We start from the raw sequence: 11,591 nt of genomic DNA on the forward strand, positions 1-11,591 counted from the left end.
AGGGCAATACCCTTTGCCCATAGGTTGAAAATCGTTAGCAGGTACGTCGCTACTTGTTATACGTAGAACACAACCAAATTGGATTGCGATGTTCGAAAAATCACTCAATGTATCCGCATTAACTACCTGAGCTTTTCAGTGCTAGATAGCTGGGCAATAGACTTATATCGGATTCATTATGAGTTTATTTTATCCTAGCAACTGGTAACGACGACTGGCATGAACATCTCTCATAGAACACATCTCCATTACCTATAGATTAGAGTGACTAACTGAGAAATCTGCATAGGTTAAGATTAGATGTGCCTGAGAGAATGGGATGAATGACAATCTCTATAACGACAGTATGACGTAGTCGTTTTAACACTTAGGTGAGGTTTCCCGTAGGCAATAACCGAACTGTAGTTCCTCAATAAAACGAGTTCCTGTATTCACAACATTGAGACCTTACGGTTTCTCTATCTAGATCTATAAACAGATACCTAGGGAACTTGGATGACTCAAGAGTTTAAACATGCCTTGGGGAGAATTCTGTAGCTATGGCAACAACCTTTGTCTTATTTTGAGACACGGAAGTCCATAGGACTAACAGCGATTAGAGGCTTAAAACCCATTGAGCGAACCAACAACTTAGCTTAAAAAAACAGCTACTGGCAGATAGTAACACGTAATAGTTCAAATGTACCAAATTTTATTGTGTTAACTAGGAGGGCGCATGTAGCATTGAGCTGAATTGGCGACATTATAGCTAGGGTCGCTAGTGTAAATAGATTTACTGTGACAGCTAAATCAATCCGTACGAGTGTCACATTGATTTACGGTGCCCCTGGGAACAGATCGACTCTAAGAACGTTCATAGATTTAAATTAATTCTCTGAGTCAGAAATTTTGCGTAGTGGTGTCCCCTTAATGTTGTTCAATAAGGACATTCCTGGTAAATCCACTTAATGTCTGTCGTCATTTTGTCGTCAAAACTACCCGAATTTCTCTAGGACTCTGCAACACCGTGTATCAATGGGCACCTTGAAGTTAGTTGAGTACTTATATCTATTCAGCTAAACAAGGAATTATATGGCTTTTAAGAAAACTTCCAAGGGGTCGTCTGATGACCCTGGTAGTCGCTACGACAAGGAATTTTGGCAGCAACTAGATGATGACTTTCCTTTTCATGGTGTCGATGAAGAGGAGCTACGTCAGTATACGGAGCAGTGGGCAACCTGCGCTAATGAGCTATTAGGGCCTGTTCCTTCCCGTAGTAAAAAGAAAGCTAAGCGCTAGGTTAGGGCCTGGCAATGTTCCCAGCCTAGGTACAAGGCACGCGGAACATGAAAACATCCCTTCCATTTACCGCCCTTTAAATTTAGTAAAACATCCCCCTGGCGATTAAGGTATCCGAACCATTCCCCATGGTTTGGATCGTTGAACCGTGACCATGCATAGTTATGGACAGTGCGATACCATTGCCAGCAGTCTTCTCTTTGGGTAAGACGATAGCCCAAAAGTAGAGCTACCAGGGTTTCCAAATGCACCCACCAGAGCTTTTGGTCCCATTCTAGCTGCTGTGGTGGATAGTCTAGACGATCTAGAAAGTAGAAAATTCCTCCATATTTGCTATCCCAGCCCCGTTCCAGAATTGTCAGGATGGTGTCAATGGCACGGTTAATTAAGGTCATATCCTGACGCCGTTGGCCAATATCCATCATGAACCACATGGCTTCGATGCCATGGCCGGGATTCAGCAAGCGACCTTCAAAGCAATCGAGAATAGAACCATCCGGAGCAAGATGCTCATAGACCAGGCCGCTGTCAGGATCCAAAAACTCTGCCATAACGGCATGAATGGTTTGATCTAAGACAGACTCTAGTTGCTCGTTGGGTAGTAGCCAGTCCATTTCTAAGGTGAGATTGGCCAAAATCATCGGTACTGCCAGGGACTTCATCGGTCGAGTGCCTGGATAGGTCTTGTTGTACCGTCCTTTTGGGTTATCCTGGCGGCGGAGCACATTTTTATAGGCCTGCAGGGCGATAGCTTTGGAATGATCGTCTCCGCTAGCCTGGGCATATTGGCTAAAGGCCATCGCGGCAAAGCAATCGGAAAAAATATTATAGGGCTGCACCAATGGACGACCTTGGCGATCTAGGGCAAAGTACCAGTTGCCTTGCTCGTCCCGACCATGCTGGGCCAAAAAGTTTGCCCCATGGCTTGCCACGTCTAACCAATCAGAGCGCTGATCTAGTCGGTTATATAACATGGAAAATGTCCACACCTGCCTATTTTGCAACCAGATAAACTTATCTGTGTCGTAGACGTTTCCCTTCACATCTAAACAGGTGAAATAGCCACCATGCTCATGATCTAAGGAATACTGCTGCCAAAATGGCAGAACTGATTCCAATAAGGTCGTGCGGTAGAGGCTTGCCAGTGCAGAAAAATCTTGATTGGATAAACGATCGATCAACATAGATAAAAAATTCGATTTGCTAGAACCATACAATCCAATAAACATTAATTAGTCAGTTGATATTTGAATAGGGCACCCTAAGACGGTGAGGAACAAAGAGGGGCCTACCTAATAGGAAATATTTTTGTGATTGGATAAAATTTATGTTGACGTCTGAGGGGCTGACCGAACTTAAATACCAAGAAATTTTGGAATATCAAGAGGTGGTTACTAACGCCGCTCTTCACAGTGCCATTACCCATTCAACGAGTGCTGAAATTGTTTGTTTGTTTACAGCAATTTTTATTAGTATTGTGATGAGCTGCTGTGCTTTAGTGTTTATGCCGAGCTCGCAGCATAGACATCGGCGGCAGCCAAATCATTGTAAGCAACGACTGGGATGAACAGCGTAATGCCACTTTAAAAGCCAACAGCTAGAGTTTATGCTTAATGCAAACTCTAGCTGTTGGCTTTTAGGGAAAGGATTTTGCCGTTGCTGATTTATCGGGCAAAACAATCTACGGCCAATGGCTTAGATAGGCCAACTGAAATCATCCAGAGCATCAGCAACGCCAGTTGTTTATGGACAGACATTGACGCTCACAAAATTTGTGGAGGTGCTGATATCCGTTTGGGAAACGGTGCCTGTATTGTTAACTGATAAATCAGCTTGATTAACCACCTGAAACTGACCATCAGGAAATAGAGTCAGTAGATAGTTGGTATCGCTGTTATTGCCATTTAGATCAAGGCATAGGGAGCCTGGTGCAGTATTGTTTGCTTCAATTTCAATGCCCGAGACCGCGGTGTTATTGCCGGTCATAGTATTGTCTTGCACTGTAGCAGTTACCTGTGCATTACCGGTGGCACGCAGTAAAATGGCCTGCTCAGCATTACCTGAAATAGTATTGCCAACAATCGTAAGCTGTTGGGTAACAGCACCACTGGTTGTGATGAAGATACCCGTGTCAAACACACTATTCTCAAGTTGATTGTTTTCAATTAAGACGATACCACCGACGTTCTCAAGATTGATGCCGGCACCAAGGGCTGCATTGATAAGATTATTTTGAATGGTGACATTGCTAATGTTGTTGCCTGAAACGGCATCTCCAGGTGCATTAGTAATCTCAAATCCGGAAAGTGTTGTGTTGTTACCTAGTTCGATGCTGCTACTATCAATCACTGGTCGACTGCCGCTACCTGAACCTGGCAGCTGCGTATCACCAAATTGAGTCGTTATGGTTTGGACCGGTGCTACGGAAAGGATCTGTACTCCATCAGGAATAGTAAAGCCACCTCCAGCATTGCCAGCCAGTACGTAGACAATATCTCCACTCGCTGCCAGGGGCACTGCGTTAGCGATGCTATCTACGGGGGCTTCAAAAGTACCGGCGTTAGCTACAGCCCCTGTGGTTGGATCAACGTGAAGAATAGTATAGGCAGTTCCTGTGGTTGGATCCACTGCCACTACATTGGCTTGTGAGTCATTGACCACTTGCTGGTCAATGATAATTGCATTATTGCGAACTATGGGATCCGCTAGACGGCTGTAGAGCAGTTCTGGCGTCTGGGGCTCGTCACTGCTGCGTGCCACTTGTAACGGTAAGCCGAAACGAACCTGGAACAATAGATTTGTACCAAAAATATCGTCGAACTGTACCCCTGCGCCTAGGGATAACGACTCTAATGGACGGACCTCAGCCCGAAAACGGCCTCCTATAGTTCCGTCTGTTCCTTCACCATCAAGGAAATAGACGCCACCAAACGCTCGTAGATCTCCACCATTGTCGAATTCTGCAATTTTTGCTCCAACTTCAGCCTCCAGTCCCCCTAAGGCTGATTGAAAATTACTAAAATCTACTACATCGAGCAGTAGGGTATTGTTTTGAAAATTAACGCCTGTAATTTGTGAGCCATTGCTCCCTTCTCCTTGGCGAGTTTCACCAATGGGCAAATAGCCATTAATGCGCCAGTCCCAGGTTTCACCCAAGCCTTCAACGCCTACCCCTAGTTGGTGAAAAGTCTCTGACCCAGTATTACGAACATCCCATGCCGCATATCCACCATAGATGGTTCGATCTTCGGGAGAATAACTACGATGGCCAAAGATAACATTACTGCCAAAATTGGCATCGTTATCTAAATTAACTCTGCCATTAAAGTATGTAACATTCCGACCGGGTGTTTGGTCGAGGGGGATAAATCCTTCTACCCCGGTGAAGCCATCGAACCCTCCCCCTGAACTGCTGTGATTAATGTAGAAACGTGGACTAACGCTGAGTTCAGAACTATCTGTTTGAGCTTCACTCGTAGCGTCTTCTGTAGTCGTTGTATTATTTTCATCCTGTGCCAAGTCTACGGCTTGTGCCTCAGTCATAGGACTAGGTTCTGGGCTGTTATCTACAGTTGATTCTTGAGCATTAACTGCGATGAAACTACCAGATACTAGTGTGGAGAATACCCCTATGAGAATGAGGCAGGATTTTTTTCTCATTGCCTTAATTTTTAGACGACGGGACTTGGTGGGAAATTGCCTGCCAAACTTTACCATGATATTTGGATAGCCATTCTAATGCACATGCGTGTTTGTTTATGGAGTAGACGTTTCTGGTTGAAAGGGGCGGGATCAGCTTAAAGGCATGGATACCCAGGAAAGTTGGGAATGGAAAGAAAATAATTGAGGCAAAATATCATTGCTTGAATTAGTTTGACTGTTGCTATTTACTCAAAAATACTGAAACATTTCAATTTTTTTTGATTAGACATAGTTTTCTTTGCTTTTCCTATTGTTTGGGATAGTTCCTGATGTAAGGATTTTGTTAGCCCCCAGCGACCTGACTGATGGAAAAAGGTCGTTGGGGGCTATTTATGGGCTTATACGATAAAGTCAGTGGCGCTCAAATTAGTGGCTATGGTGTTTTCGATGGTGATCAGGGGTCTAAAGACGTCACCTAGGTTGCCAGCTAGGTCGATGCGTACTTCAGTATTGGCCCCTTGCTGTACGAGCTGAACATACTCGGTAAAGCGATCAATGGCAGCGGCTGCACTATATCTCGATGGTTCGTTATCGAAAATTTCGTGTAGATCGATGCGGTCAATGCCTACTTCAAAATCACGAATCTGGTCGATGCGATCGCCATAGCTTTGGTAACCGAAGATATCGCTACCCCCTCCACCTATCAAGACATCACTGCCACCCCGACCAACTAAGATATCGTCATTATCAGTACCTGTGATCAGCTCATTTTCAGGATTGCCAAATATGAGGGCATCGGTTCCAGTAATCGTGACATTAACGGTAGCCACATCTACTGCACCAAATTCATCAGCAATCGTGTAAGTAAAGCTATCTGTTCCTGTTTGGCTATCCTCCAATATCCCAAAAGCACCATTGGGATCATAGGTGAAGCTACCATCAGCATTAAGATTGACCAGTGCCCCAGATGGAAGCAACGTTTGCAAACCAAGGGTACTGCCATTTCCATTGATTGCTACCACTGTTAGCGTAGCGTTTTGGTCTACATCGCTATCGACGCCGTTACCCAGATCGTCAAAGACATTTGCAAACACACTAAAGTCTTCGTTAACCGACACAGAATCGTCCGTTGCATCGGGTGCATCATTAGTGCCGTTAATTGTGAGATCAATAGTTTGGGAAACGGTTCCACCTTGACCATCATTGACAGTGACCGTATAACTCTGGGCTAAAACATCGTTTTGACCCAAATAATCAACATCGGCATCATTAACAGAGAAGGTCCAGTCAAAGGCTTTCCCATCCCCGCTGTTGATGTTGATGGGATTGACCGTTAAGGCCCCAAGGTTAGTGACATTGCCACCATCGGGGGTGACCGTAATGAAATGATTATCGGCAATGTCGACATCAGAGAAAGTGATATTGCCGGTCGCTGTTAGGGCATCAACGGTTTCACCGGTGGCCCCATCGGCGATTTCAGTAACTTTTCCAGTGGCTGTGGCTGTCTCTATCACAGGGACATCATTGGTGCCATTGATGGTAATAGTGACCGTCTGTGTGGCCTTAGTATTAGCCGTGTCGGTTACGGTGACCGTATATACCTGAGTCAGTGTTTCACCGGCCGCGAGATAATCGATATCGGCATCATTAACCGAGAAGGTCCAGTCAAAGGCTTTACCCTCACCGCTGTTGATGTTAACTGGGGTGACCGTTAAGGCGCCAAGGTTAGTTGCATTACCACCATCGGGGGCGACGGTAATGGAATGATTATCAGCAATGTCAACATCGGAGAAGGTGATATTACCGGTGGTCGTCAGGGCATCAACGGTTTCACCTGCTGCACCATCGGCGATTTCAGTGACCGCTCCTGTTGCTGTTGCTGTCTCTATCACAGGGACATCATTGGTGCCATTGATGGTAATAGTGACCGTCTGTGTGGCCGTAGTATTAGCCGTGTCGGTTACGGTGACCGTATATACCTGGGTGAGTGTTTCGCCAGCCGCGAGATAATCGATATCGCCATCATTAACCGAGAAGGTCCAGTCAAAGGCTTTACCCTCACCACTGTTGATGTTGATGGGATTGACCGTTAATGCCCCAAGGTTGGTGGTATTAATGCCATCGGGGGTGACCGTAATGGAATGATTGTCGGTAATGTCGACATCGGAGAAGGTAATATTACCGGTCGCTGTCAGAGCATCAACGGTTTCACCTGCTGCACCATCAGCGATTTCAGTGACCGCTCCAGTGGTTACGGCAGTTTCGATAACCGGAGCATCATTGGTGCCATTAATGGTGATGGTGACCGTCTGTGTGGCCGTAGTATTAGCTGTGTCGGTTACGGTGACCGTATACACCTGAGTCAGTGTTTCACCGGCCGCGAGATAATCAATATCACCATCATTAATAGAGAAGGTCCAGTCAAAGGCTTTACCATCCCCGCTATTGATGTTGACTGGATTGACCGTTAGGGCTCCAAGGTTGGTGGCATTGCCGCCATCGGGGGCGACGGTAATGGAATGATTATCGGCAATGTCGACATCGGAGAAGGTGAGATTACCGGTCGCTGTCAGTGCATCAACGGTTTCACCCGCAACACCATCAGCGATTTCAGTAACGGTGCCAGTGGCTACGGCAGTTTCGATAACCGGAGCATCATTGGTGCCATTAATGGTGATAGTGACTGTTTGAGTGGCTGTGGTGTTGGCTGTGTCAGTTACGGTGACCGTATACACCTGGGTGAGTGTTTCACCAGCTGCGAGATAATCAACATCGGCATCATTAACCGAGAAGGTCCAGTCAAAGGCTTTACCCTCACCGCTGTTGATGTTGACTGGATTGACCGTTAGGGCTCCAAGGTTGGTGACATTGCCACCATCGGGGGTGACCGTAATGAAATGATTATCGGCGATGTCGACATCGGAGAAGGTAATATTACCGGTCGCTGTCAGAGCATCAACGTTTTCACCGGTAGCTCCATCAGCGATTTCAGTGACTGCTCCTGTGGCTGTGGCTGTCTCTATCACAGGGACATCATTGGTGCCATTAATGGTAATAGTGACCGTCTGTGTGGCTGTTGTATTGGCTGTGTCGGTCACGGTGACTGTGTACACCTGAGTCAGTGTTTCGCCAGCCGCGAGATAATCGATATCGGCATCATTAACAGAGAAGGTCCAGTCAAAGGCTTTACCCTCACCATTGTTGATGTTCCCTGGAGTGACCGTTAGGGCGCCAAGGTTAGTAATATTACCGCCATCGGGGGTGACGGTAATGGAGTGATTATCGGCAATGTCGACATCGGAGAAGGTAATATTACCGTTCGCTGTCAGAGCATCAACGGTTTCACCTGCTGCACCATCAGCGATTTCAGTGACCGCTCCTGTTGCTGTGGCTGTCTCTATCACAGGGACATCATTGGTGCCATTAATGGTGATAGTGACTGTTTGTGTGGCCGTAGTATTAGCCGTATCGGTAACCGTGACCGTATACACCTGAGTCAGGGTTTCACCAGCTGCGAGATAATCAACATCGCCATCATTAACAGAGAAGGTCCAGTCAAAGGCTTTACCCTCACCACTGTTGATGTTCCCTGGGGTGACCGTTAAGGCCCCAAGGTTAGTAATATTGCCGCCATCGGGGGTGACGGTAATGGAATGATTATCGGCGATGTCGACATCGGAGAAGGTAATATTACCGGTCGCCGTCAGGGCATCAACGTTTTCACCTGCTGCACCATCGGCGATTTCAGTGACCGCTCCTGTTGCTGTTGCTGTCTCTATCACAGGGACATCATTGGTGCCATTAATGGTGATAGTGACTGTTTGAGTGGCTGTGGTGTTGGCTGTGTCAGTTACAGTGACCGTATACACCTGGGTCAGTGTTTCACCAGCCGCGAGATAATCAACATCGCCATCATTAACCGAGAAGGTCCAGTCAAAGGCTTTACCATCCCCGCTATTGATGTTGACTGGATTGACCGTTAGGGCTCCAAGGTTAGTGGCATTGCCGCCATCGGGGGTGACAGCAATAGAGTGGTTATCGGCAATGTCAACATCGGAGAAGGTAATATTACCGGTCGCCGTCAGGGCATCAACGTTTTCACCAGTGGCCCCATCAGCGATTTCCGTAACGGTGCCAGTGGCTACGGCAGTATCAATGACAGGTTCATCATTGGTGCCATTAATGGTGATAGTGACTGTTTGAGTGGATTTGGTGTTGGCTATGTCAGTTACGGTGACCGTATACACCTGAGTCAGTGTTTCACCGGCCGCGAGATAATCGATATCGGCATCATTAACAGAGAAGGTCCAGTCAAAAGCTTTACCCTCACCGCTGTTGATGTTCCCTGGGGTGACCGTTAAGGCCCCAAGGTTAGTTGCATTACCACCATCGGGGGCGACGGTAATGGAATGATTATCAGCAATGTCAACATCAGAGAAAGTGATATTGCCGGTCGCTGTTAGGGCATCAACGGTTTCGCCGGTGGCCCCATCGGCGATTTCAGTGACTGCTCCTGTTGCTGTTGCTGTCTCTATCACAGGGACATCATTGGTGCCATTAATGGTGATAGTGACTGTTTGAGTGGCTGTTGTATTGGCTGTGTCGGTTACGGTGACCGTATACACCTGGGTGAGTGTTTCACCGGCCGCGAGATAATCGATATCGCCATCATTAACCGAGAAGGTCCAGTCAAAGGCTTTACCATCCCCGCTATTGATGTTAACTGGGGTGACCGTTAAGGCCCCAAGGTTAGTTGCATTACCACCATCGGGGGCGACGGTAATGGAATGATTATCAGCAATGTCAACATCAGAGAAAGTGATATTGCCGGTCGCTGTTAGGGCATCAACAGTTTCACCTGCTGCACCATCGGCGATTTCAGTGACCGCTCCTGTTGCTGTGGCTGTCTCTATCACAGGGACATCATTGGTGCCATTAATGGTAATAGTGACCGTCTGTGTGGCTGTTGTATTGGCTGTGTCGGTAACCGTGACTGTGTACACCTGAGTCAGGGCTTCACCAGCCGCGAGATAATCAACATCGCCATCATTAACAGAGAAGGTCCAGTCAAAGGCTTTACCATCCCCGCTGTTGATGTTGATGGGATTGACCGTTAAGACCCCGAGGTTAGTGGCATTGCCGCCATCGGGGGTGACGGCAATAGAGTGGTTATCGGCAATGTCAACATCGGAGAAGGTAATATTACCGGTAGCCGTCAGGGCATCAACGGTTTCACCGGTGGCCCCATCGGCGATTTCAGTGACTGCTCCTGTTGCTGTGGCTGTCTCTATCACAGGGACATCATTAGTGCCATTAATGGTGATGGTGACCGTCTGTGTGGCTGTTGCATTAGCCGTATCAGTCACAGTGACCGTATACACCTGGGTGAGTGTTTCGCCAGCCGCGAGATAATCGATATCGGCATCATTAACAGAGAAGGTCCAGTCAAAGGCTTTCCCATCCCCGCTATTGATGTTGACTGGATTGACCGTTAGGGCTCCAAGGTTGGTGGCATTGCCGCCATCTGGGGTGACGGCAATAGAGTGGTTATCGGCAATGTCAACATCGGAGAAAGTGATATTACCGGTTGCTGTTAGGGCATCAACGTTTTCACCCGCAACACCATCAGCGATTTCAGTGACCGCTCCAGTGGTTACGGCAGTTTCGATAACCGGAGCATCATTGGTGCCATTAATGGTGATAGTGACTGTTTGAGTGGCTGTGGTGTTGGCTGTGTCGGTCACGGTGACCGTGTACACCTGGGTCAGTGTTTCACCAGCTGCGAGATAATCAACATCGGCATCATTAACAGAGAAGGTCCAGTCAAAGGCTTTACCCTCACCGCTGTTGATGTTAACTGGGGTGACCGTTAGGGCCCCAAGGTTAGTTGCATTGCCGCCATCGGGGGTGACGGTAATGGAATGATTGTCGGCGATGTCGACATCGGAGAAGGTGATATTACCGGTGGTCGTCAGAGCATCAACGGTTTCACCCGCAACACCATCAGCGATTTCAGTGACTGCTCCTGTTGCTGTGGCTGTCTCTATCACAGGTTCATCGTTGGTGCCATTAATGGTGATAGTTACATTCTGAGTGGCATCCGCATTTTCAGAATCAGTTACTGTGACAGTGTAGTTGAGGGTAACGGTTTCGCCGTCGCTAAGGAAATCAAGCTCGGGTTCAGTAATGCTGTAATCCCAAGTGATAGTGCCATTGTTGTTGGCAAAGGAGACTGGATTGATTGAGAAGGCCGCTTCGAGGGCTGTGGATTGAACCGGAGATAGGGTGCCGCCAGTCCATACGGCATTGGCAAGGATTTCAGTGACAGTAGCGGTATCAGCCTGGTCTATATCAACAAAGGTGAGTGAACCAGTATCGGTAAGCGTTACGCCTTCTTCAATAGTGCCATCAACATTGACCGGTGTGATAATGGGAGCATCATTTTCGCCAGTGATGGTGATATCGACATTTGCGGTGGATGTACCGCCATTGCCATCCGAGATTGTGTAAGAGAAAGAATCTGTTGTAGATTGACCAACTCCCAGAACGTCAAATTGGCCATTGGGGTCATAGGAGAAGGTGCCATCGCCATTGTCAGTAACGGAGCCGTTTGTACTAGACGAATCGATAGTGTCGACGGAGAGGATGTCGTTGGTATCGATATCGGAATC

General features: G+C 47.3%; 4 protein-coding genes. 1 reads left to right on the forward strand and 3 read right to left on the reverse strand.

The features are described from left to right. Positions 1-1,071: 1,071 nt before the first annotated feature. A complete protein-coding gene (locus IXB28_RS11590; protein WP_215618760.1) occupies positions 1,072-1,278 on the forward strand; it encodes a hypothetical protein in 207 nt (68 codons plus the stop codon). On the opposite strand, the gene IXB28_RS11595 is transcribed toward IXB28_RS11590, so the two are convergent. The 3 genes from IXB28_RS11595 to IXB28_RS11605 form a co-directional block, all read right to left on the reverse strand. Beyond that, positions 1,275-2,462, reverse strand: coding sequence for an AGE family epimerase/isomerase (locus IXB28_RS11595; RefSeq protein WP_215618761.1), 1,188 nt, complete (start codon positions 2,460-2,462; stop codon positions 1,275-1,277). The two genes, IXB28_RS11590 and IXB28_RS11595, sit on opposite strands and share 4 nt — an antisense overlap. A 559-nt stretch (positions 2,463-3,021) precedes the next feature. Next, positions 3,022-4,821 carry a right-handed parallel beta-helix repeat-containing protein gene (locus IXB28_RS11600; protein ID WP_215618762.1) on the reverse strand — a complete coding sequence of 600 codons (1,800 nt, stop codon included), beginning with the start codon at positions 4,819-4,821 and terminating at the stop codon, positions 3,022-3,024. Positions 4,822-5,318: 497 nt separating this feature from the next. Then, the coding region (locus tag IXB28_RS11605; RefSeq protein ID WP_215618763.1) for a VCBS domain-containing protein at positions 5,319-11,591 on the reverse strand (6,273 nt) is incomplete at its 5' end.

It is taken from the genome of Leptothoe kymatousa TAU-MAC 1615 (assembly GCF_018739865.1).
Lineage (GTDB): Bacteria > Cyanobacteriota > Cyanobacteriia > Phormidesmidales > Phormidesmidaceae > Leptothoe > Leptothoe kymatousa.

What these genes read in the sequence shown, in the direction of transcription:
- IXB28_RS11590 (WP_215618760.1), top strand. Translation starts at nt 1,072, where the DNA reads ATGGCTTTTAAGAAAACTTCCAAGGGGTCGTCTGATGACCCTGGTAGT.
- IXB28_RS11595 (WP_215618761.1), bottom strand. Translation starts at nt 2,462, where the DNA reads ATGTTGATCGATCGTTTATCCAATCAAGATTTTTCTGCACTGGCAAGC.
- IXB28_RS11600 (WP_215618762.1), bottom strand. Translation starts at nt 4,821, where the DNA reads ATGACTGAGGCACAAGCCGTAGACTTGGCACAGGATGAAAATAATACA.